General features: G+C 74.9%; 14 protein-coding genes. 2 read left to right on the top strand and 12 right to left on the bottom strand.

All coding sequences use genetic code 11. The features are described 5' to 3' along the window. Positions 1-1345 (top strand): condensation domain-containing protein (locus PV343_RS26870; RefSeq protein ID WP_319149550.1); only part of this gene is annotated, 1345 nt, incomplete at its 5' end. 112 nt (positions 1346-1457) lie between these two features. Here PV343_RS26870 and PV343_RS26875 read toward each other — a convergent pair. The 11 genes from PV343_RS26875 to PV343_RS26925 all read right to left on the bottom strand — a co-directional run bounded on the left by PV343_RS26875 (position 1458) and on the right by PV343_RS26925 (position 19439). Then, complete coding sequence (locus PV343_RS26875) at positions 1458-2693, bottom strand: phospholipase D-like domain-containing protein (protein WP_319149551.1); 1236 nt, start codon at positions 2691-2693, stop codon at positions 1458-1460. A gap of 42 nt (positions 2694-2735) precedes the next feature. Continuing rightward, positions 2736-3245: a DinB family protein gene (locus PV343_RS26880; RefSeq protein ID WP_319149552.1), complete on the bottom strand. Its 510-nt coding sequence runs from the start codon at positions 3243-3245 to the stop codon at positions 2736-2738. A 14-nt stretch (positions 3246-3259) separates the two neighbouring features. Beyond that, positions 3260-4024, bottom strand: a complete 765-nt coding sequence (locus PV343_RS26885; RefSeq protein WP_319149553.1) for a 3-oxoacyl-ACP reductase — start codon at positions 4022-4024, stop codon at positions 3260-3262. A gap of 44 nt (positions 4025-4068) precedes the next feature. Beyond that, the gene (locus PV343_RS26890; protein ID WP_319149555.1) at positions 4069-4791 is read right to left on the bottom strand and encodes a thioesterase II family protein; all 723 of its coding nucleotides are present in this window, start codon (positions 4789-4791) and stop codon (positions 4069-4071) included. Next, a complete protein-coding gene (locus PV343_RS26895) occupies positions 4788-6059 on the bottom strand; it encodes a cytochrome P450 (RefSeq protein WP_319149556.1) in 1272 nt (423 codons plus the stop codon). The genes PV343_RS26890 and PV343_RS26895 overlap by 4 nt, the downstream gene beginning before the upstream one ends. Before the next feature lie 21 nt (positions 6060-6080). Then, on the bottom strand, positions 6081-8408 hold the full coding sequence (locus PV343_RS26900) for a non-ribosomal peptide synthetase (RefSeq protein ID WP_319149557.1): 2328 nt from the start codon (positions 8406-8408) through the stop codon (positions 6081-6083). Further along, entirely contained in the window at positions 8405-12997 is a 4593-nt protein-coding gene (locus tag PV343_RS26905) for a condensation domain-containing protein (protein ID WP_319149558.1), read from the bottom strand. Before PV343_RS26905 ends, PV343_RS26900 begins: the two co-directional genes overlap by 4 nt. 62 nt (positions 12998-13059) lie before the next feature. After that, positions 13060-13818, bottom strand: a complete 759-nt coding sequence (locus PV343_RS26910) for a thioesterase II family protein (RefSeq protein ID WP_319149559.1) — start codon at positions 13816-13818, stop codon at positions 13060-13062. After that, positions 13815-14654: a 4'-phosphopantetheinyl transferase family protein gene (locus tag PV343_RS26915; RefSeq protein ID WP_319149560.1), complete on the bottom strand. Its 840-nt coding sequence runs from the start codon at positions 14652-14654 to the stop codon at positions 13815-13817. Before PV343_RS26915 ends, PV343_RS26910 begins: the two co-directional genes overlap by 4 nt. A 55-nt stretch (positions 14655-14709) precedes the next feature. Further along, positions 14710-16092 (bottom strand): serine hydroxymethyltransferase, encoded by a 1383-nt coding sequence (glyA, locus tag PV343_RS26920; RefSeq protein ID WP_319149561.1) that lies wholly within the window; start codon positions 16090-16092, stop codon positions 14710-14712. Next, positions 16092-19439, bottom strand: a complete 3348-nt coding sequence (locus PV343_RS26925; protein WP_319149562.1) for an amino acid adenylation domain-containing protein — start codon at positions 19437-19439, stop codon at positions 16092-16094. The genes glyA and PV343_RS26925 overlap by 1 nt, the downstream gene beginning before the upstream one ends. Before the next feature lie 209 nt (positions 19440-19648). On the opposite strand from PV343_RS26925, the gene PV343_RS26930 reads away from it, so the two are divergent. Further along, complete coding sequence (locus PV343_RS26930) at positions 19649-20383, top strand: hypothetical protein (RefSeq protein WP_319149563.1); 735 nt, start codon at positions 19649-19651, stop codon at positions 20381-20383. 119 nt (positions 20384-20502) lie between these two features. On the opposite strand, the gene PV343_RS26935 is transcribed toward PV343_RS26930, so the two are convergent. Further along, positions 20503-21867, bottom strand: a complete 1365-nt coding sequence (locus tag PV343_RS26935; protein WP_319149564.1) for a glutamine synthetase family protein — start codon at positions 21865-21867, stop codon at positions 20503-20505. Positions 21868-21942 lie beyond the last annotated feature (75 nt).

The following is a 21942-nucleotide window of genomic DNA, read 5'->3' on the forward strand; positions in this document are numbered from 1 at the left end:
CCGCCCGCCCGCGCCCGCGCCGCCCACGCCGCCCGCGCCGGCCGGACCGGCCGCGGCTTCCGGTGAGACGCGGTTCCGGGCCTCGCTGGCCCAGGAGGGCATGTGGGAGTCGCTGCGCGGCGGGTTCGGGTCCACCCCGCCCCTGCTCCTCGGCGCACTCCGGCTGCGCGGCCCGCTGGACGTGCCGGCGCTGGACGCGGCCTGGCAGGACGTGGTGGACCGCCACGACCAGCTCCGCGGCACCCTGCACCGGACCGGCGACCGGCTGGACCTGGTGATCGCCCCCGCCCTGCGGCTGCCGGTCACCGTCACCGCACTGGACCACGCGGACTACGACCGCTTCACCCGGGAACAGGTGGACCGTCCCGTCGACCTGGCCGAGGGACCGCTCGCCCGGCTGCACCTGCTGCGCCTGGCGGACGACGACCACCTCGCCTTCCTGCTCATGCACCACATCATCGGCGACGGCCGGTCGGTCGAGGTCCTGGTCCGCGACCTGAGCGCCTGCTACCTGGCCCGCACCACCGGCACCCCGGCCGCCCTGCCCGGACTGCCGGTGCGCTACGGCGACCACGCGGCCCAGCACCGCGCCCGCATGACCGGGCCGCGGGGCGCCGAGGTGGCCCGGTACTGGCGAGAACGCCTCGACGGTGCCGAGCCGGCCGTCCTGCCCACCGACCGCCGGCCGGAGAGCGAGCCGGGCTCGCCGCTCGGCGGCTTCCTGGAGAAGGAGCTGCCCGCCGACGTCTTCGACGCCCTGCGGGAGCTGGCCAGGCGGGCCCGGACGACCTTCCACACCCTCGGCCTCGTCGCCTTCCAGACGCTGCTGGCCAGGGAGTCGGGACAGCGGGACATCAGTGTCCGGGTGCCGGTCTCCTACCGCGACGGCACCGAAGTGCGCGACCTCATCGCCGACTTCTCCAACGACGTCGTCGCCCGCACCGACCTGTCCGGCAACCCCGCCTTCGGCGAACTGATCGCCCAGGTGCACGAGCGCAGCGCGCGGGACTTCGCCCACCACGACCTGCCGGCCCACCTGCTGGAGGACCACCTGCCGGTGCCCGGACTGCTCGACCGGCTCTTCCACGTGCAGTTCACGGCGGAACGCGACCTGGAGGCACCGGTCCGGTTCGCCGGCCTGACGCTGGAGCAGGAGATGCCGGCGGACCCGTACGTCTCCCGGCCGCTGAGCCTGCGGCTGCGCCACGACGACCGGCACGCACGCGTCCTGGTCACCTACGCCCTGGACCGGTTCTCCCCGGAGCGGATCGCCCGGCTGGCCGACACCTACACCGAGCTGATCCGTGAGATGGCCGCGCATCCGGAGCACCCGGCCCTCGGCTGAGCCCGGAGGCGGCCCGAGACGGCAGAGGGGCGGCACATCACCGATGTGCCGCCCCTCTGCCGTCACCGGCCGTCGTCCACCGTCGCCCGTCGCCCTCCGGCGTCACCCGGCCTCACAGGAAGCGGCGGATGGGGAGCACCGACGCCTCCCGCAACCGCTGCGCGAGCGGCCGCCGCCGCCACTCCTCCTCGTCCACGGCCTCGCTGGACGCCCGGTCCCGCTCGAAGTGCCTGTCCAGCGTCGCGGTGAACTCCTCGTCGAGCACGGCCAGCATCACCTCCTCGTCGTGCTCCAGCGAGCGCCGGTTGAGGTTGCTCGACCCCACCAGGCTCAGCACGCGGTCCACGGTGACGACCTTGGCGTGCATCATCGTCGGCCGGTACTCCCAGACCCGCACCCCGGCGGCGAGCAGATCGCCGTACAGCAGCCGGCCGGCCGACCGGCAGACGGGCTTGTCGGTGTGCGGGCCGGGCACCAGCAGGTCCACCTCGACGCCGCGCCGGGCCGTCGCGCCCAGCAGCTCGGCGAAGGACGGGTGCGGCGAGAAGTAGGCCGTGGTCAGCCGGACCCGTTCCTCGGCCGACTCCAGCACCAGCCGGAACAGGGTCTGCATGTCCTGCCAGCCGTAGCCGGCGGAGCCGCGTACCACCTGCACCGCCGCCGTCCCGCTGGGCGGCTGCTCGGGGAACCGGTCGCCCGCGGCGACGAGTTCGCCGCGGCACTCCGCCCAGTTCTGGGCGAAGGCCGCGGCGAGTCCGTCGACGGCGGGGCCGCGCACGCTCACGTGCGTGTCGCGCCACTCGGCGGCGGAGCGGGCGTCGCCGCACCACTCCTCGCCGATCCCGACCCCGCCCGTGAAGGCGACCGTCTCGTCCACCACGAGCACCTTGCGGTGGCAGCGGTGGTTCTGCTTGAGCGGGGACAGCGACAGCGGTCTGCGGAACCAGCCGATCCGCACCCCGGCCGCCTCCATCAGCGACAGCAGGTCACGTTCGATGAGCCGGCTGCCGAAGCCGTCCAGCAGCAGCCGTACCCGCACCCCGGCCCGGGCCCGCCGGGCCAGCTCGACGGCGAAGGCGCGGGCGACCGGCCCCCGCCAGTACACGAACGTCATCAGGTCCACGCTGTGCTCGGCCGACCTGATCGCCGCGAGCATCGCGGTGAAGATCTCGTCGCCGTTGCGCAGCGGCACCAGCGCGTTGTCCTGCGTCATGGGCACGCCGAGCAGCCGTTCCAGACGGCGCCGGAACCGGTGCGCGCGGGCGTCGGGGCGGGGCGGGGGAGCGCCGGTGGGTGTCCGCGGCCCCGGCCGCCCGGCCGCGACCGGGCCCTGCACGGTCTGGGTCATAAGCTCTTCTCCTGGACGGCGCTCCGCGGGCTCGACGGCCACTCAGATACCGGTGACGCCGTCCGCCAGCTCGCGGAGTACGTCGATGTGTCCGTTGTGCCGTGCGATCTCCTCGACCAGGTGCAGCAGCACCCAGCGCAGCGGCGCGTGGCGGCCGTCGCGCATCGGCCGCACCGCCGTGTCGTCCAGACCGACGTCCGCGAACCGCTCCCGCAGGGCCCGGCTCTGCTCCTCGTACTCGTCGAGGAGCTGACGCAGCGGTACGTCGAGCGCGATCCGCATCTCGCGGTCCGGGTCGTCCTCGGTGGCGGGGTGCCGGTCCTCCTCGCCGAGGAACACCACCCGCAGCCACCAGTACTCGACCCACCGGACGTGGCTCACCAGCCCGGCGACGGTCATCAGCGGGGAGCCCGGCAGGGGCGCCCGCCGGGCGTCCTCGTCGGACAGCCCCTCGCACTTGGCGGCCACGGTGGCCCGCGTGTAGTCGAGGAAGGTGTTCAGCGTGGTGCGTTCGTCGAAGGAGACGGGGGTGTCGGTGCGCTCCGGTGACATGCCGGTCGTGCCTTTCAGCTGGGGGTGACGTAGGCGGAGGACAGGCCGCCGTCCACGAGGAACTCGGAGGCGGTCATGAACGAGGAGTCGTCGCTCGCCAGGAAGGCCACCGCCGCCGCGATCTCCTCGGGCTCGGCGAACCGGCCCACCGGGATGTGCACGAGCCGGCGGGCGGCCCGCTCCGGGTCCTTGGCGAACAGCTCGCGCAGCAGCGGGGTGTTGACCGGCCCCGGGGACAGGGCGTTGACCCGGATGCCCTCCCGCGCGAACTGGACGCCCAGTTCGCGGGTCAGGGCCAGGACACCGCCCTTGGACGCGGTGTACGAGATCTGGGAGGTGGCCGCGCCCATCCGGGCCACGAACGACGCCGTGTTGATGATCGAGCCCCTGCCCTGGCGGCGCATGTACGGCAGGACGTGCTTGCAGCACAGGTAGACGGAGGTCAGGTTGACCTCCTGGACGCGCTTCCACGCCTCCAGGCCGGTCTCCAGGATGGAGTCGTCCTCGGGCGGCGAGATGCCGGCGTTGTGGAAGGCGACGTCCACCGAGCCGTACCGGTCGTGCACCTCCTCGTACAGGGCGCGCACGTCGTCCTCCACCGCCACGTCGGCGCGGACGAAGAGGCCGTCGACCTCCTTGGCGGCCGCGCCGCCGGCGGCCTCGTCGATGTCGACGGCGACCACCCGGGCGCCCTCCGCGGCCAGCCGGCGCACGGAGGCCAGACCGATGCCGCTGCCCGCGCCGGTGACCACGGCCACCCGGTTCTCCAGTCGCTGCATGTCTCCTCGTTTCCTCGTTGCGGGGGAGCCGGCCGGGGGGCCGCTCATCCGGCCATGTCGGCGACGAAGGCGTCGAGCAGGTCGTCGGGCGCCTCCATGAACCGGTAGTGCGGCCCGTGCAGCACCCGGAAGGTGGTGTCGCCGCACTCGGCCCAGGTGTCCATCAGCCGGTGGTCGACCTCCACGTCCTCGTCCCAGCCCAGCGCGGTGATCGGGCAGTCCAGGCGCACCGGCTCGGCCGGGTGGTAGCGCTTGTTGGTCTCGACGTCGGCGCGCAGGATCTCCAGGCTCAGCTCGACCAGGTCCGGGCGGGGCGTGCCGCCCAGCTCCACGATCAGGGTGCGCACCTCGTCGGCCAGCTCCTCGTCGGTCATCCGCAGGAAGCGGCCGTGCGGGCCCTTGTGCGGGGCGATCTGCGAGGAGACGAACAGCCGGGCGGGCGCGGGGTACCCGCGCTCCTTGAGCCGGACGGCGGTCTCGTAGCCCGGCAGCGCGGACCCGCAGTGCCCGAAGAGGCCGAACGGCCGGTCCAGGTACGGCCGCAGCACCTCGACCAGGTCGTCCGCGAGTTCCTCGTACGTCGTGTACGAGGGCTCCCGGAAGCGGTTCTCCCGGCCGGGCAGCTGCACGGGCACGATCTCGGTGTCGCCCACGAACCGGGGCCACTTGCGGTACATGCTCGCCCCGCAGCCCGAGTACGGCAGGCAGAACAGGCGGGCGGCGGCCTCGGCGGAGGGCTCGCGCAGGAACCAGCGGGAGGCGCTCACGCGACCAGCTCCGCATAGCGCGCGGCCGCCGAGTCACGGACCCTGGCGACCATCGGCATGTGCTTGATGCCGGCCACGAAGTTCGAGTGCAGGTGCTCGATCTGACCGGCGAGCTCGAAGGAGTCGAAGCTCTCGAACAGCTCGGTGAACAGGATCTTCAGGCTCATCCGGGCCACGGTGTGCCCCACGCAGTAGTGCGCGCCGCTGCCGAACGCCATGTGCCGGTTGGGCTTGCGGCGGATGTCGAAGGTGAACGGGTCGTCGAAGGACGCGACGTCACGGTTGGCCGAGCCCAGCCACACCACGACCGCGTCGCCGGCCCTGATCCTCCGGCCGTGCAGCTCGACGTCCTGCAGCGCGTACCGCATGAAGTGGTTCGCGGGCGACGACCAGCGCAGCGCCTCGTCGACGCCGGTGTTCAGCAGCTTCGGGTCCGAGCGCCACTCGTCCAGCGCGGGGGTGCCGATCAGCTCCGCCATCGCGCCGGTCGGCACGAACGGGGTGGTGACGTTGGCGCCGAGGATCAGGCTGTAGCAGTTGGACAGGACCGCGCCGGTCTCCAGCCGCCGCCCGTCGATGTCCATCTCCAGCAGCAGGCTGATGAGGTCCTCGCCCAGGTTGCCGCGGCGCTCGCGCAGGATGTCGTGGAAGTAGGCGAACAGCTCGCGGTGGGCGGCCTGCAGCGTCTCCTCGACCCCGCCGGGTCCGGCGAACTCCGGGTCCTCCGGGGCGATGGACATCGTCGTCAGCCGGGTCAGCCGGGGCCAGTCCTCGCGGGGCAGGCCCATCATGGTGCCGGCGGTCGCCATCGGCAGGGACATCATGGCCTCGGCGAAGTCGAAGGGCTCGCCCTCCAGCGCCGGGGTCAGCAGCCGGTGCACCTCGGTGGTGACCGCGTCGCGGTACTTCTCCACCTGCTTGTTGGTCAGGGCGCGCTGCATCGGTACCCGCATCCGGGTGTGCCGGGGCGGGTCGGTCGCGGCCATCTGCCGGCCGCGCGCCGGGTCGTCCTTGCCGAGCAGGAAGAGCATGGTGCCGCGCTGCGAGGTGAACAGGGTGTGGTCGCGCAGCACCAGGTCGGCGTCCTCGAACCTGGTCACGGACCAGAAGCCGAGTGTGTCGTCCACCTGCTGCCAGCGCACCGGGTCGCGGTGCCGCATGGCGTTCCAGACGGAGTGCGGGTCGCCTTGCGCGTAGAGCAGCGAGTCGGTCAGGTCGACGGCGTCCAGATCGATGTCGTCCGGATGCACCGGCTTGGTGAGCCTCATCGGATGAACTCCCGGGTCGGGTCAGGGGGTGGGCGTGGCGGAGGGTGCGGCGGCCTGGTCGGCGAGTTCCTCGGCGAGTTCGGCGACCGTGGGCCGCAGGTAGAGCGAGCGGGCGGACAGTTCCACGCCGAAGCGCTCCTGCAGGCGGGCGAGCAGGTCGGCGGCGATCAGGGAGTGGCCGCCCAGCTCGAAGAAGTCGTCGTCGACGCCGACGGGTTCGACGCCCAGCAGATCGGCCCACTCCTCGGCGACGGCCGCCTCCGTCGCGGTGCGCGGGGCCGTGTACTCGGTGGCCAGCGACCGGGCGGCGCGCCGCGCGGCGGGCAGCGCGGCCCGGTCCACCTTGCCGTTGCGGGTCAGCGGCAGCTCGGACAGGATGAGCACCGCCCAGGGCACCATGTAGCCGGGCAGTTCGCCGCGCAGCCACTCGCGCAGCCGCCGGCCCAGCGCGGCCGGCTCCTCGGCCCCGGCGTCCCGCGCGGTGACGTAGGCCAGCAGCCGCTTGCCGCCCGCGCCGTCGCTCTGCGGCATCACGACGGCCTGGCGCACGTCCTCGTGGGCGGCGAGCACCGCCTCGATCTCGCCGGGCTCGACCCGGTAGCCCTGCACCTTGATCTGCCGGTCGGCCCGGCCGAGGAACTCCAGGGTTCCGTCCGGCAGCCGCCGCACCAGGTCACCTGTGCGGTAGAGCCGGGCGCCGGGCTCGGCGGTCAGCGGGTCGGGCACGAAACGCTCGGCGGTGGCGCCGGGACGGCCCAGATAGCCCAGGGCCAGGCCCTCGCCGCCCGCGTACAGCTCGCCCGGGACCCCTGCCGGGACCGGCTGCTGGTCCCGGTCGAGGACCAGCGCCCGGGTGCCGCTGATGGGCCGGCCGAGCGGGACCGCGTTGCCGGCCGGCGGCTCGCCGGAGGTCCAGCAGGCGGTGAAGGTGGTGTTCTCGGTGGGCCCGTAGCCGTTGGTGAACAGCAGGTGCGGGTGAGCCGTCAGCAGCCGGCGGACATGGCTCGCGGAGACCACGTCCCCGCCGGCCAGCACGTGCCGCAGTCCGGCGAAGGCCTCCAGCTGCTGGTTGACCATCTGGTGGAACAGCCCGGCCGTCATCCAGGCGACCGTGACCTTCTCGCCGGCCAGGGTCGCGGCCAGCGCCTCGGTGGACAGCGGGCCCGCCGGATGCACGGCCAGCCGGCCGCCGTTGACCAACGGGGCCCAGATCTCCAGCGTGGAGGCGTCGAAGGCGACGGGCGCGAGCTGCAGGAACACGTCCTCGGGACGGAACTCGGCCCAGTCGGGGCGTACGACGAGCCGGGAGACCGCGGCGTGCGGTACGTACACGCCCTTCGGCTCGCCCGTGGACCCCGAGGTGAAGCTGACGTAGGCGGGCGCCGAGGCCGGCACGCCGGCGCACACCGGGGCGGCCTCCTCGTCGGCGGTGGCCGGGCCGTCCAGGCCGAGCACCCGTACGGAGGCGGGCAGCCGGTCGGCGTACTGCTCCTGTGCCAGCGCGATCCGCGCGCCGGTGCCCTTCAGTTGGGCCGCGAGACGCTGCGCGGGCAGGTCCGGCTCGAAGGCGGCGTAGGCGCCGCCGGTCTTCAGTACCGCCAGCAGGCCGACGACCAGCTCGACGGAGCGTTCGGCGAGGACCGCCACGACCCGCTCGGGGCCGGCGCCCGCCGTCCGCAGCCGCGCCGCGAGCGAGTCGGCCTCCCGGACCAGCTCCGCGTAGGTCAGCGAACGGCCGGCGCAGCTCACCGCCACGGCGTCCGGGGTGCGCGCCGCCTGCTCCTGGACCAGGACGTGCACCGGGCGGGCGGCCACCGGCGCGTGCCCGTCGCCGGCCAGCGCGGCGGCCTCCTCCAGCGCGGACGCCGAGGCCAGCGGCAGCACCGACAGCGGGACACCGGGCCGTACGACCGTGAGGGCGCAGCGGAGCTGGTCCTCCAGCCGCTCGGCCTCGGGCGGGGTCAGCGGACCGGCCCCGGTGACCGTGACCAGGGCGCCGGGGCCCGCGGTGACGGTGAGCCCGGGCACGGGCCCGTCGGGGGCGGTGTCCCACAGCAACCGCGCGTCCACGGCGGCCCCGGGGTTCTCGTCCTCCGTCTCGTCCGTGAGCGCGCCGAGCGCCGCGGCGGCCCGCGCGGTCAGCTCCGACAGGGTGGGGTCGTCCGCCACCTCGAAGGTGAGCACGCCCTCGGTGCCGGCGTCCCGGTAGGCGACGCGCACCGTCTCCTGGAGGGTGCGGCGGTGGGTGACCGCGACGAGCGCCGCCAGTGCCGCGGCGGGCGCTCCCGCGGCCGTGCCGTGCGGGGGCGCGGGCGGGGCCAGGGGCTGCGGGTCGGTCAGTGAGATCACTGGTTCTCCTTGGAGGGGGCGGGGCCGGCCGCGGCCGTCGCGGGCCGGCGACGCAGGGTGGAGCGGTCGACGCGCCGGATCGCCGGCGTCTCGATGCGCGGCTTGGCCCGCTGCTGGTCCACGTAGGTGGCGACGGCGGCGATGGTGGGCGTCTCGAAGAGCAGGCCGAGCGGGGCGTCGACGGAGAACTCCTGCCGGACGCGGTCCATGACCTCCGAGCCGAGCAGGGAGTGTCCGCCGAGCGCGAAGAAGTCGTCGTGGACGCCGACCCGGTCCACGCCCAGGGCGGCCGACCAGATGCCGGCCAGCGCGGTCTCGGTCGGGGTGCTCGGCGCGCGGTGCGCCTCGCTCGCGGCCGCCGCCAGGTCGGGACCGGGCAGCGCGCCGGGGTCGGCGGCGCCCGAGCGGTCGCTGGGGAAGCCCGCCACGACGAGCAGGTGGGCCGGGACGGCGGGGAACGGCAGCCGGTCCAGCAGCCGCTGCTTCAGGCCGGAGACGACGCGGCGGCCACGGGTGACCGAGAGCGGGTCGTTCGCCGGTCGGCCGGGCTCCTGGCAGGTGTCGGCGGGGCGGTCGCCGAAGCCCTCGGGCAGCGCGGGGCCGACCTCGGTCCCGTCCGCGTCCCCGGTCCGGCGCACCAGCAGGACGTCCACGGTGCCGGGGCCGTCGGCGCCGTAGCGGACCAGCGGGACGTAGCCCGCGCGTTCGGCCGCGGCGGCCAGGGCGGCCGGGTCGAGCGGGCCGCCCGGTCCGGCCGGGCGCGGCGCGAGCGCCGCCGACACGTCGGCCACCGTGGACGCCTGCCCCGCGGCCAGCAGGGACAGCGCGGCGAGCCGCCCGTGCACCCGGGCGTCGGGCACCGACCGCACGAGCAGCCGTACCGGGGCGTGTGCGCCGAGGTGCGCGGCCAGCGCCTCCGGGGTCAGGCCGTCCGTCTGCCAGTCCAGCTCCGCTTCGGGCCGGGTCTCGGCGGCCGGGACGCCGGCGCGCAGCACCACGTCGTACCGGTACGCGCTCAGCTCGTTGCGGTGCCTGCCGTAGCGGGGCAGCACGTACACCTCGGCGAGCCCGTCGAGCCGCCCGGCCAGCGCCGTGAACCAGCGCGGGTCCAGCAGCAGTTCCTCCTCCTGGCCGGCCCGGTTGCCCAGGGCGCCGCGCACCGCGGCCGCCCCGTTCTCCGGCTCCAGGGCCTCCAGCCGGCCGGGCAGGTGCAGCGCGTCGAGCAGGGGCAGGCTGCGCACGGCGCCGAGGTAGACGTGGCCGCCCGGGCGGAGCACCCGCAGGGCGCCGGACAGCACCCGCTCCAGGTAGTCGGTGCCGGGGAAGTACTGGGTGACCGAGTTCAGCACCACGGTGTCGAACCCGCCCTCGGGCAGCCCGTCGAAGTCGTCGGCGGCCCGCTCCAGCAGGGTGACGTCGTCGGCCTTGCTGGCCAGCCAGTCCTGGTGGTCGCGGATGTGCCCGAGAGCGTGCCCGGACAGGTCCGTGCCGGTGTAGCCGGCGCAGCGCGGGGCGAGCCGGAACAGCAGGGCGCCGGTGCGGCAGCCGATCTCCAGCACCCGGGACGGGTTCAGGGCCAGGACACGCCGGAAGGTGGTGTCGGCCCACTCGCGCATCTCGGCGCCGGTCAGGTACTCGCCGGTGTGCGGGCTGTTCCAGCCGGTGACGTTCAGCACCGGGTCGTCCTCGGCGGACCGGCCGGAGTAGGTCTCCTCGAACAGGGCGCGCAGCCGGTCCTGGCCGCCGGTGTCCTGGGGGCGCAGCGAGACGTGGGCGAGCAGTTCGGGCTGCCCGTCGCCCTCGGTGCGGAGCTGGACCACGGCGCGCTCGACGTCGGCGCAGCCGTGCAGCACCGTCTCCACGTCCGTCGGCTCGACCTGGTGGGTGCGGATGCGGACGTCCGCGCCGAGCGGCTCGACGGTGCCGTCGGGCAGCAGCCGGGCGCGCAGCCCGGTGCGCAGCAGGGGCTCGCCGTCCGCGAGCGGGTCGGCCACCAGCAGACGGCGGATCTCCTGCGGCCGGCCGAGGACGCCCTTGGGCGACGGCACCCCGCCGACGCAGAGTTCGCCCGGCACCGAGCCGGGCAGCGGCAGCCCGGCGGCGTCCAGCACGCGCAGCCGCGGGCCGGGCAGCGGGCGGCCGAGCGCCGAGAGGGTCCCGGGCGCGGGGGCGTCGGCGACCGGCTGGACGACGACGTCGAGCGCCAAGTGGGCCGGTCCGGAGCGCAGGTCCACGGCGCAGTCCGGGGCCGACCCGCGCAGCCGGGCGATCAGCGCCGGCCACGGGCGCTCGTTCGCGCACACCACGCGGCGCGGCCGCGGCTGCCGGGGTGCCCGGTCCAGGAACGCGTCCAGCGCGGTCGGCGGGCCGAGCAGCACCGCGGCGTCCGCCTCGGCGTCCGCCGCGGGCGCCTCGGCGCCGGCCGGCAGGACCAGCGGCACCCCGGCCGCCACCGGCCACAGCAGGTCCCAGGGGGACAGGTCGAAGCCGGCGGACAGGGACAGCACGCCCCGGGCCCGCTCCTCGGCGCCGAGCCCGTCCAGGTGGGCGGCGGCGTGGGAGAGCCGGTGGGCGACGCCGGCGTGGGAGTGGACCGTGCCGCGCGGCAGACCGTCCGAGGGCGGCAGGTAGCAGACGAACGCGTCCTGCTCCGGGGCCGGTTCGGCGACGGGCCGGCCGGCGGGCCGCGCCGCGTGGTCCGCGCCGATGTCGACGGCCTGCACCATCGGGTCGAGGCCGTCGGGTCCGGCGCCGTCGGTGATCACCACGGCCGTCGAGCAGTCCAGCAGGATGTCGTTGAGGTCGCCCACGGAGGTCCGCGGGTCCAGCGGCACGGCGGCGCCCCCGGCCTTGAGCACGCCGAGCAGCGCGACCAGCAGCCGCGGCGAGGCCGGCAGGCAGACCGCCACCGGCTGCCCGGGCGTGACGCCCAGCTCGGCGAGGTGCCAGGACAGCCGGTCGGCCCGGGCGTCCAGGTCGGCGAAGGACAGGGCCGTGTCGCCCTGCCGGACCGCGGGGCCGGTGCCCTGTTCGCGGACCCGCGCCGCGATCAGCCCGGTCACCGTGCGGACCGGCTCCCCGGTCGGCCCGGTCACCGTGCGGGCCGGGTCCCCGGCCGCCGCCACGGCCGGCTGCCGCAGCCGGTCCCGCTCCGCCTCCCCGGTGACGGGCAGGCTCCGCACCGGCGTGTCCGGGTCCTCGGCCACGGCGGTGAGCAGCGTGGTCAGCGAGTCCAGCATGCGGCGCACGATGGCCTCGGTGAAGACGTCGGTGGAGAAGTACACCGTGCCGCGCACCCCGCCGTCCTCCGCCGGTTCCAGGTCGACCTCCAGGTCGAACCGGGCGGTGTCGGTGCTGAGCGGCTCGATGGAGAAGCTGACGTCGGGCAGCTCCACGCTCCAGCGCGGCGAGTTGTCGTAGCCCATCTGGTGGCGCACCAGCGGAACCCGGGCCCGGTTGTCCCGTTCCGGCGTGATGACCTCCACGATCCGCTCGAACGGCACGTCCTGGTGCTCGTAGGCGCCCAGGCACACCTCCCGTGACCGGCGGAGCAGTTCACGGAAGGTCGGGGTGCCCGAGAGGTCCATGCGCAGGGCCAGCTCGTTGACGAAGCAGCCGGTGAGGTGCTCCAGCTCGGCGCGCCGGCGGCCGGCCACGGCCGTGCCGATGACGATGTCGTCCTGGCCGCTCCAGCGGGAGAGCACCACCGACTGCGCCGCGTACAGCGCCATGAAGGGGGTGGCGCGCTCGGCCTCGGCGAGCCGGGTCAGCCGCCCGAAGACCTCCGCCGGGAGCTCGTAGCGGATCGTGCCGCCCCGCCAGGTGAGTTCGGCGGACCGGGGCAGGCCGGTCGCGATGTCCACGAGCCGGGTGTCGGCGAGCTTGTCCCGCCAGTAGTCGAGCTGGCGCTCGACCTCGGGACGGGCCAGCCAGTCCCGCTGCCAGGCCGCGAAGTCGCCGTACTGCACGGTCAGTTCCGGCAGCTCCGGCTCCCGGCCCTGGATCCGGGCCGCGTAGCGCTCGCCCAGCTCGCGGATCAGGACGTTCATCGCCCAGCCGTCGGTGGCGATGTGGTGCTGGCACATCAGCAGCAGGTGCTCGTCCTCGGCGAGGCGCAGCAGCACCGGCCGGAGCATCAGGTCGCGTTCCAGGTCGAAGGGCCGGTTGATCTCCTCGGCGCACAGCTCGCGGGCCCGGGCCTCCCGGTCGCCCGCGGGCAGCCCGGTCAGGTCCACCAGCGGCAGGTCCAGGCCCGTGAACGGGTCGGCGGACTGCACGGGCACGCCGTCCACCTGGTGGTAGGTGGTGCGCAGCACCTCGTGCCGCTCGACGATCTCGCCCAGGCAGCGGTGCAGCAGCTCCCGGTCGAGCCGGCCGCGCAGCCGGGCCGCGCCGGCCACGTTGTAGAACACGGCCTCGGGGTCGAGCCGGCTGAAGAACCAGATGCGCTGCTGGGCGGGCGACAGCGGCATCGCGCGGCGGTCGCCCTCGTACCGGGCGATGCGCCCCGTCGAGGCGGCCGAAGCCTGACGCGCGATCAGCCGGTCGAGCAGTTCCCGCTGTTCCGCTGTGAGAGTGGCCGATCGCATGCGTGCCTCACCCTTCGGTGGCTGGGGGTCGGTGGGGGTACTGGGACGGGTGGTCGGTGCTGTCATGCCGGCCGCCGGTCGGGCTGCCGCAGGTGTGCCACGTCGGCGAGGAGCCGGTGCACGGTCTCGGCGGCCCGCTCCTGGACGAAGAAGTGGCCCGCGGCGAAGGTGTGCACGGTGAAGTCGCCGTCGCTCTCCTCGCGCCACAGGGCGGCCCGCTCCGGATCCACCCCCCGGTCCTCGGCGCCCAGATAGAGGCGCACGGGGCAGCCGAGCGGCCGGTCGTCCGGGTCCCGGGGGCCGGCCAGCACGGTGAGGTCGGCGAGCAGCACCGGCAGGATCATGTCCAGGTAGGGCTTGCTGGCCAGCAGTTCCGGCGGGGTGCCGCCCATGTGGTGCAGGAAGGCGAGCGCCCCGTCCTCGGACAACCAGCGCGTGTAGTCCTTGCGGGGCTCCCGGCGGGGCGCCTCGCAGGCGGCGGCCACCATCAGGTCCGGGGTGACGCCGTACTCCCGGCGCAGGAACCGGATCAGCTCGGCGCCGATCGTGCCGCCCATGCTGTGGCCGAACACCACCAGCGGACGGTCGGCCAGGGCCTCGACCTCCTCGGCGAGCGGCGCCACGATCTCGTCCACGCACCGCGCCGGCGGCTCGCTCAACCGGGTTCCGTGACCCGGCAGTTCGACCGCCACGACGCCGATGTCCGGCGGCAGCAGCCGGGTCCAGCGCCGGTAGACGTGCGCCGCCGCGCCCGCGGGCGGCAGGCACAGCACCCTGAGGGCGACGTCGTCGTCCGACGACCAGTCGCGCAGCCACGTCATACGAGTTCCTCTCCGGGCCGGTCCGGCTTCCTGTGTCCAGCTTCGTGATCGGGCGCCGGCCAGGCAGTCGGGAGAGTCCCCGACAGGGGGCCCGGGCACTCGGGCAGACAGCTCCAGCGCAGGGTCCGGGTGCCGCCCGCGGGCACGTCGTTGACGGCGAGCGCGGCGGCGAAGCCCTCCGGCGCCTCCACGGCACGGACGAACCACACGCCGGGCACGCCGGGCACGCGGGCGTCCGCCCAGCCGTCCTGGCCGGGTTCGCCGACGTCGGGGAGATCCACCACACCGGTACCCGCGGCCTTGCCGACGGCCTCCAGCCGGGTCCACGCCTGGGTGCCGTCCAGGTCGGACAGCTGGGGGCCGCCCGCGCCGCCGGACAGCACGGCCGACCAGTTCACCCCGGTGCGGACCTGCTCCACGTCGACGCCCACCGCCAGCGGCGGCCGGCAGACGGCCACCATCGCCACCTGCTCGCTGTGGCTCAGGCTCACGTCCAGCGCGAGCCGGCCGGTGTCCACGGCCCACACCGGCTTCCCGTGCACGGCGGGGCCGCACCTCGGGCAGAACCGGTGGAAGCGCAGCCCGGCCGGGCTCTCCCCGGTGTAGCCGGCCAGGATGTGCCGCAGCGCGCAGTGGGCGGCCCGGTAGCGGCGACGGTCCACGGCCCGCTGCAGCCGCCGGGCCTTCTGCCGTTCGTCACCGTCCAGACAGTCTCCGCCGTCGGGCAGTTGCAGCTCGTCGAGTTCCAGGTACCACAGGTGCACCACACCCGTGCGCAGGTGGAGCCGGGGAACCGCCGGCGTCGGCGGTTCCACGACCTGCCAGTTCGATGACATGCGCGACTCCTCGCTTGACCGGGCCCGGCCGGCGTGCGGCGGGGCCCGGCCTGTGTCAGACAGCCGCGGCGGTCCGGTCGGCCTCGACCAGAGCCGGTCGGGGAAGGGGATGGTCGGGCAGCGGGAAGCGCCGGCACAGGTCGGCGGCCCGGGCGGCCACCTCGGCCCGGACGACGGGGTCCAGGTCGTGGTTCCGGTCGCCGTCCGGGCGTACGGCGCGCAGCACGGCGTCGACGAGTGCGGCGCACTCCGCCATCTCGGCCACGCCCATGCCGCGCAGGGCCAGCACGTTGGTGCCCAGCCTGACCCCGCTGGTGACCCGGGGGCCGTGCGGGTCGCCCGGGATGCTGTTCTTGTTGACGATGACGCCGCAGCTCTCCAGCGCCTGCTCGGCGATCACGCCGGTCAGGCCGCGGCGGCCGACGTCGAGCAGCACCATGTGGGTGTCGGTGCCCCCGGCCAGCACATGGTGGCCGAGCCGGTCCAGTTCGGCCGCGAGCGCCCGGGCGGTGGTGACGATCCGCTCGGCCCGCTTCCGGAACGCGGGTGTGGCGACCTCGGCCAGGGCCCGGGCCTTGGCGGCGACGGTGTTCAGCCGCGGGGTGCCCTGGAGGTAGGGGAAGACCGCGTCCTCCAGCGTCGCCCTGAGCGTCCGGCCCGAGGGCAGCCGCAGTTCGGCGTCGCGGCCGAGCAGGATCAGCCCGCCGCGCGGCCCGTAGAGCTGCTTGTAGGTGCTCGTCGTGGTCACGTGGGCCACGTCGACGGGGCTCGGGTGCACCCCGGCGGCGACCAGTCCGGCGATGTGCGAGATGTCCGCGACCAGGTAGGCGCCCGCCTCGTCGGCGATCTCGCGGAAGCGCCGGAAGTCGATGGTGCGGGGGTAGGAACTGGCCCCGCAGAAGATCAGCCGCGGCCGGTGCGCGCGGGCGAGTTCGGCGACCGCCGCGTAGTCGATCAGGCCGTCGGCGTCGAGGCCGTAGCGGACGGGGGTGAAGAAGCGGCCGGACATCGACGCGGCCGCCCCGTGCGTCAGGTGGCCGCCGGCCTTGAGGTCCATGCCGAGCACGGTGTCGCCGGGCCGCAGCAGTGAGCACAGCACCACCTGGTTGGCGGTGGAGCCCGAGTGCGGCTGGACGTTGGCGTGCCGGGCGCCGAAGGCCTCCTTCGCCCGGCGCACCGCCAGCCGCTCCACCTCGTCCACCAGCTCGCAGCCCGCGTGGTAGCGGGCGCCCGGGTACCCCTCGGTGGTCACGTTGCCGGTCGCGGTGGCCTCGCAGGCCAGCACGGACGGGTCGGCGGTGCTGGCCGCGGCGACCATGGCCAGCGTCTCGTGCTGGCGGATCTGCTCACGCTCCAGCAGCCCGTGCAGCTCCGCGTCCCGCTCGGCGAGCAGGCCGACGCCGTGCGCCGCGGTACGGGCCAGGATCCCGGTCCCCATCAGTGGGTCTCCTCAAGGGTTTCGAGCAGGTCCTGTGTCTGCGCGCTGTCCAGCGCCCGGACCTGCAGATAGATCTCCGCGACGGCCTGCGCGTCGATGCCGGCGGCCGTGCCCGCGGCCTCGGCGAGGACCGCCTGGCCGGCCAGGGTGGGCGTCTCGAACACGTCCCGCAGGGGCACGTCGAGGCGCAGGTGGTCGCTGAGCGCGTAGGCGACCTGGGTCACGCCCAGCGAGTTGCCGCCCAGGTCGAAGAAGTCGTCGTCCCGGCCGACCCGGTCGAGGCGCAGCACGTCCGCCCAGATGTCCGCGAGGGCACGCTCCAGTGGGGTGCGCGGAGCCGCGTACGGGGTGGCCGGGGCGAGCCGCTCCTCGGTCTCGGGCGCCGGCAGCGCCCGGCGGTCCACCTTGCCGTTGGCCGACAGCGGCAGCGCCGCCAGCTCGACGAAGGTGTCCGGGACCATGTGGTCGGGCAGCAGGGTGACCAGGTGGGCGCGCAGCCCGCGTGGGTCGGGGCTGCCCGTTCCGGCGGGCACCACGTAGGCGGTGAGCCCGACCCCGTGGCCGTCGGCGTCGGTGCGGACCACGGTGACGGCCTCGGCGAGGTCCGGGTGGCGTACGAGGGCCGCCTCGACCTCGCCCAGCTCGATCCGGAAGCCGCGCACCTTCACCTGGTGGTCGAGCCGGCCGATGAGGTGGATGGTGCCGTCCTCGGCGTACCGGGCGAGGTCGCCGGTGCGGTACATGCGGCTGCCCGCGGGCACGTTCGCGAACGCGCCGGCGTAGGGGTGCGGCACGAAGCGCTCGGCGGTCAGCGCGCTGCGGCCCAGGTAGCCGCGGGCCAGCCCGGTACCGGCCAGGCACAGCTCGCCGGCCACGCCGACGGGCACCGGCCGCAGCTCCTCGTCGACGATCAGCGCCTGCTGGTTGGCCATGGGACGCCCGTAGGGGATGTGGACCCAAGTGGGGTCCGTGGCGGTGACGGGGAAGACGATCGAGTGGATCGAGGCCTCGGTGGCGCCGCCCATCACGACGACGTCGAGCTCCGGGAAGAGCGCCCTGGCCCGGTCCGGCAGGCTCACCGGCACCCAGTCGCCGCCGAGGAACGCGGTGCGCAGGGTGGGCCGGGCCGGCCGGCCGGCGCCGTAGCCGTCCACCAGCGCCTCCAGCAGGGCCGGCGCCGAGTTCCAGACGGTGACCGCGTGACGCTCGATCAGCTCGGCCCAGTGCCGCGGGTCCTTGGCCCGGTCGGCGTCGGGCAGGACGGTGGTGCCGCCGGCCGCGAGCATGCCCAGCAGCTCGTACACCGACATGTCGAAGCTCAGCGAGGACAGGGACAGTACCGAGTCGCCGGCGCCGATGCCCTGGCCGCGGTTGAGGTCGGCGATGTTGTTGGCCGCTCCGCCGTGCGTGACGGCGACGCCCTTGGGGCGTCCGGTCGAGCCGGAGGTGTAGATGACGTAGGCGAGGTCGCCGGGCCGTGCGCCGCCGGTCACCGGCCCGGGCTCCCGCCCGGCTTCCGGGGTCCCACCGGCCGGGTGGCCGTCGCCGTCCAGCAGCAGCACACTCGGGCCGGTGCCGGTGCCCGCACCGGTGTCCGTGCCGGAGCCGTCCAGGAGACGCCCGGTGGTGGCGTCGACGGGCAGCCGTCCGACGTGGTCCGCGTCGGTGAGGAGCACGGCGGGCCGGGCGTCGGCGAGCATGAACGCGAGCCGTTCGGCGGGGTAGGAGGCGTCCAGCGGCACGTAGGCGCCGCCCGCCTTGAGGGTGCCGAGGACCGCGGTGGCCATCGCGGCCGAGCGGCCCAGGCAGACGGCGACCGGGACGTTCGGGCCGACCCCGCGGGCGCGCAGCGCCGCGGCCAGCCGGTCCGCGCGCGCGTCGAGCTCGCCGTAGGAGAGGGAACCGCCGGACCCGACCAGGGCCGGGGCGCCGGGCCGGTCCGCGGCCTGCCGCTCGAACAGCTCGTGCAGGCAGGCCCGGGGGTCGGGGGCGGTGGTGGCGTTCCACTCCGACACCGCCCGCGCGATCTCGTCGGCGGTGAGCCAGGGCAGGTCGCTCAGCCGGCGGCCCGGGTCGGCGGCCGCGGCCGCGAGCAGCACCTCGAAGTGGTCCCACAGACGGCGGATCGTCGAGGCGTCGAACAGGTCCGTCGCGTACTCGACGAAGCCGGTGAAGACGCCGTCGACCTCGCGCAGCTGGACGTTCAGGTCGCACTGCGTGCCGTGCCGTTCGACGCCCGCGGCACCGGCCGTCAGGCCCGGCAGCTCCAGCGTCGGCTCGGGGGCGTTCTGCAGCAGGAACAGCACCTGGGCCAGCGGGGTGACGCTCAGATCGCGGGGGATCTTCAGGTCCTCCACCAGCCGCTGGAACGGGAGGTCCTGGTGCTCCAGCGCCGCCAGGGTGGTCCCGCGCACCCGGCCGAGCAGCTCCTGGAAGGTGGGGTCGCCGGCCAGCGAGGTGCGCAGCGGCACGGTGTTGATGAAGCACCCGATGGTCCGCTCGGTCTCCGGCGTGCGGGTGGCGACACCGGTGCTCACCACGACGTCCTGCTGGCCGCTGCTGCGCCCGAGCACGAGCTGGAACGCGGCGAGCAGCGTCATGAACGGCGTCGTCCCGCTGGACCGCGCCAACTCCCGTACCGAGCCGGAGAGTTCGCTGGTCAGGGCGACCGGGAGCTGGCGGCCGCTCAGGGACTGCGCGGACGGGCGCGGCCGGTCCAGCGGCAGGGCGAGGACGTGCGGGGCGCCGGCCAGCCGCTCACGCCAGTGGGCGAGCAGCTCCTCGACCCGCTCCTCGGTCAGCCGCTCGTTCTCCCACAGTGCGAAGTCCGGGTAGTGCACGTCCGGTTCGGGCAGCGTCGTGCCGGTGCCGCCCAGCTCGGCGGCGTAGTGGGCGCCCAGCTCGCGCAGCAGGATCCCGCTGGACCACATGTCGGACACCAGGTGGTGCACGGTGACGGCCAGCACGTGGTCGTCCTCGGCAGGGCGCAGCAGCGACGCCCGCAGCAGCGGACCCTCGGCGAGGTCGAACGGCCGGGCCGCCTCGGCGGTCAGCGCCGCCTGGAGGCCGTCCTCGGACACGTCCGTGACCGGCAGCGCGACGGTGACGGACTCCTCGACGAGCTGCACCGCCCGGCCGTCGATCTGGACGAACCGGGTGCGCAGCGCCTCGTGCCGGTCGACGACCCGCTGCACGGCCCGCTCCAGCGCCGGCCGGTCCAGCGGGCCGCGCAGGCGCACGGCGAGCGGGATGTGGTAGGCGGCGGTGCCCGGTGTGAGCTGTTCGACGATCCACAGGCGTTCCTGGGCGGAGGCCATGGGAAAGATGGTCGGCTGGGGTGTCTGCATGGCCGTCTCCACACGTAGGCGTTGCGTCTGGCGCGTAGGCGAATGGGCACGTAGGCGCTGAGGTCGTGGCGATCACAGCTTCGCGAGGGCGAAGAGATGCAGGTAGTCCGGGACTTTCCTGACGGCCCGGGAGGCCGTCGGGCCGCCCGCGGGTGGTCCGGCCCGGTCTAGGGTCGCCGGGACGACCCGACGGACCCCTGGGAGACACCTTGTCCGCAGCGCCCACGCTCACCCTGGCCCGCCGCTTCAACGGGCCTCCCGACAGCGCCAACGGCGGCTACGCCTGCGGCCGGCTCGCCGCGCACGCCGCGGCCGTGGGGCACCTCGCCGGCCCGGCCGCCGTCACCCTGCACCTGCCGGTACCGGTCGACACCCCGCTGGACTACCGGCCGGCCGGCCGCCGGGGCCACGCCTGGCACGGCGACGAACTCGTCGCGTCCGTCGCCGCAGCCGCGGACGGCGACCTGGACGCCCCCGGCTTCGTCCCGGAGCCGGACGCCAAGGCTGCCGAGGACGCCTTCGTGGGGGAGGGGCACCCGTTCCCGGGCTGCTTCGTGTGCGGCACCGAACGCCCCGAGGACGGCCTCGGCCTGCGGCCGGGCCCCGTCGCCGGCCTGCCCGGCACCGTCGCCTGCCGCTGGACCCCGGACGCCCGCTGGGCCGACGAGCGGGGCGAGGTCGGCGCCGCGTTCGTGTGGAGCGCCCTGGACTGCCCGGGCGGCTGGACGGCCGACCCGGTCCGCCGGCCCCGCGTGCTGGGCCGGATGACGGCCCGGATCGACCGCCTGCCCACCGCGGGCCGCACCTACGTGGTGGTGGGCCGCCTCGACCGCGCGGAGGGCCGTACGGCGACCAACACCACGGCCCTGTACGACCCGGCGGACGGCACCCTGCTCGCCGCCGCCTCCGCGGTGTGGGTGGCCCTGGACGGCTCGGCGGCCTGACCCGGTGCGGGACCTCCCCGACAGGGCGGACCCGGCGCACACGACGGCGGCCGCACCCGGAACCCCGGGTGCGGCCGCCGTCGTGTGCCCGTCGGGCGGGCGCGGGTCCGCCGCGCGTCTCACAGCCGTTCGAAGCAGCGGCGCAGCTCCCAGTCGGTGACGGCCGCGTCGAACGCCTCGATCTCGACCGCCGCCTGGTGGGCGTAGTGGGCGTACGCCTCCTTCCCGAACGCCTCCGGGGCCAGCGCGCTGTTCTCCCACAGGGACAGCGCCTCCCGCAGGGTGCCCGGCACCCGCTCGGAGTCCGACGCGTAGGCGTTGCCCTCGCACGGCTCGGGCAGCAGCAGCCGCCGGTCGATGCCGTCGAGCCCCGCCGCGATCAGCGCGGCGACGGACAGGTACGGGTTCACGTCACCGCCCGGCACCCGGTTCTCCACCCGCAGCGAGTCGCCCCGGCCGACGAGCCGCAGCGCGCACGTCCGGTTGTCCACGCCCCATCGCACGGCGGTGGGCGCGAAACTGCCGGGCACGTAGCGCTTGTACGAGTTGACCGTCGGCGCGTGCAGCAGCGCGAACTCGCGGAGCGCGGCGAGCTGCCCGGCGAGGAAGTGCTCGCCGATGAGGGACAGCCCGTACATGCCGTCCCCGGCCAGCACCGGCGTCCCGTCGACGCCGCGCAGCGAGAGGTGGACGTGGCACGAGTTGCCCTCGCGCCGGTCCGGCTTGGCCATGAAGGTCAGGCTCGACCCCCGCTGGGCGGCGATCTCCTTGGCGCCGGTCTTGTAGATGCTGTGGTTGTCGCAGGTGGTCAGGGCGTCCGCGTAGCGGAAGGCGATCTCGTGCTGGCCGGGGTTGCACTCGCCCTTGGCCGACTCGACGTACATGCCGGCGCCGGTCATGGCGGTCCGGATGTGCCGCAGCAGCGGCTCCACCCGGGACGTGCCCAGCACCGAGTAGTCCACGTTGTACTGGTTGGCGGGCGTCAGGTCGCGGTACCCCCGCTGCCATGCCTCCTCGTAGGTGTCCCGGTAGGCGACGAACTCCAGCTCGGTGCCGACCATGGCCCGCCAGCCGCGCTCGGCCAGCCGGTCGAGCTGCCGGCGCAGGATCTGCCGCGGCGAGACCTCGACCGGGCTGCCGTTGTGCCAGGCCAGGTCGGCCAGGACCAGCGCGGTGCCGGGCTGCCAGGGCAGCACGCGCAGGGTGGCCAGGTCCGGCAGGAGCCGGAAGTCGCCGTAACCGCGGTCCCAGGAGGCCATCGCGTAGCCGTCGACGGTGTTCATCTCGACGTCCACCGCGAGCAGATAGGCGCAGCCCTCCGCGCCGTGCCGGACCGCCTCCTCGAGAAAGAACTCGGCGGACAGGCGCTTGCCCTGGAGCCGGCCCTGCATGTCGGTGAAGGCGAGGACGACGGTGTCGAGTTCGCCGGCGGCGACCCGGGCGCGCAGCTGGTCCGGGGTCAGCATGCCGTCTCGTTGTGCCATGGGAGTTCTCCTGCTCGGGGCTCGGCCGTTGTCCGAAGGTCGGTCCGAAGGTGGGTCCGGGGGTGGGTCCGAAGG

Origin of the sequence: Streptomyces sp. WI03-4A, assembly GCF_033792105.1 — a bacterium.
GTDB classification, from domain to species: Bacteria; Actinomycetota; Actinomycetes; order Streptomycetales; family Streptomycetaceae; genus Streptomyces; species Streptomyces collinus_A.

Coding starts and splice junctions, on each gene's coding strand:
- PV343_RS26875 (WP_319149551.1), bottom strand. CDS start 2,693: ATGACCCAGACCGTGCAGGGCCCGGTCGCGGCCGGGCGGCCGGGGCCG.
- PV343_RS26880 (WP_319149552.1), bottom strand. CDS start 3,245: ATGTCACCGGAGCGCACCGACACCCCCGTCTCCTTCGACGAACGCACC.
- PV343_RS26885 (WP_319149553.1), bottom strand. CDS start 4,024: ATGCAGCGACTGGAGAACCGGGTGGCCGTGGTCACCGGCGCGGGCAGC.
- PV343_RS26895 (WP_319149556.1), bottom strand. CDS start 6,059: ATGAGGCTCACCAAGCCGGTGCATCCGGACGACATCGATCTGGACGCC.
- PV343_RS26905 (WP_319149558.1), bottom strand. CDS start 12,997: ATGCGATCGGCCACTCTCACAGCGGAACAGCGGGAACTGCTCGACCGG.
- PV343_RS26910 (WP_319149559.1), bottom strand. CDS start 13,818: ATGACGTGGCTGCGCGACTGGTCGTCGGACGACGACGTCGCCCTCAGG.
- PV343_RS26915 (WP_319149560.1), bottom strand. CDS start 14,654: ATGTCATCGAACTGGCAGGTCGTGGAACCGCCGACGCCGGCGGTTCCC.
- glyA (WP_319149561.1), bottom strand. CDS start 16,092: ATGGGGACCGGGATCCTGGCCCGTACCGCGGCGCACGGCGTCGGCCTG.
- PV343_RS26925 (WP_319149562.1), bottom strand. CDS start 19,439: ATGCAGACACCCCAGCCGACCATCTTTCCCATGGCCTCCGCCCAGGAA.
- PV343_RS26935 (WP_319149564.1), bottom strand. CDS start 21,867: ATGGCACAACGAGACGGCATGCTGACCCCGGACCAGCTGCGCGCCCGG.